At 40.1% G+C, this 624-nt stretch carries 2 protein-coding genes; both read right to left on the minus strand.

Annotated features, from left to right (window positions below; genetic code table 11):
• On the minus strand, positions 1–227 hold a 227-nt coding region (locus tag Ga0466249_RS25885; protein WP_512699369.1), incomplete at its 3' end, for an adenine nucleotide alpha hydrolase family protein.
• A 49-nt stretch (positions 228–276) separates the two neighbouring features.
• Positions 277–624: acyl-CoA dehydrogenase family protein (locus Ga0466249_RS25890; protein ID WP_281422714.1), on the minus strand; the 348-nt coding region annotated here is incomplete at its 5' end.

The following is a 624-nucleotide window of genomic DNA, read 5'->3' on the forward strand; positions in this document are numbered from 1 at the left end:
ATAGCTAAACATTCTTTTAAAGCATCTTTGGCCTGAGGGGGTCCCATTGAAACAACGGTTACCTTGCCGCCATTTTTTTCCTTTAATTGAAGAGCAGCTTCCAAGGCATTTTTGTCAAAGGGATTTACAATACTTGGCACACCTTGCCGCACAAGTGTATTTGTTACTGGATCAATTTTAACTTCTGTAGTGTCAGGTACCTGCTTGACACAAACTACCATTTCCATATTGTAAGCCTCCTGTAAATTGATGATACATCGTGATGAACTCCGACAATTAACGTAAAATCGAACCGGAAATAACCAATCTTTGGGCTTGATTCGTACCTTCATAAATTTGACAAATCTTTGCGTCTCTCATGAGGCGTTCGACTGGATATTCTTTGGAATAACCATAGCCACCGAAAATCTGAATCGCATCGACCGTAATGGACATAGCTGAATCTGAGGCAAACATCTTGGCCATGGCAGCTTCTTTGGAATAAGGTTGTCCTTGATCTTTTAGATAAGCAGCACGATAAATAAGCAAACGTGATGCTTCGATTTTCGTTGCCATATCAGCCATCATAAATGCCAAACCTTGATTTCTGCAAATTGGTTTACCAAATTGTACGCGTTCTTTTGA

The organism is Pelorhabdus rhamnosifermentans (genome assembly GCF_018835585.1).
GTDB lineage: Bacteria > Bacillota > Negativicutes > UMGS1260 > UMGS1260 > Pelorhabdus > Pelorhabdus rhamnosifermentans.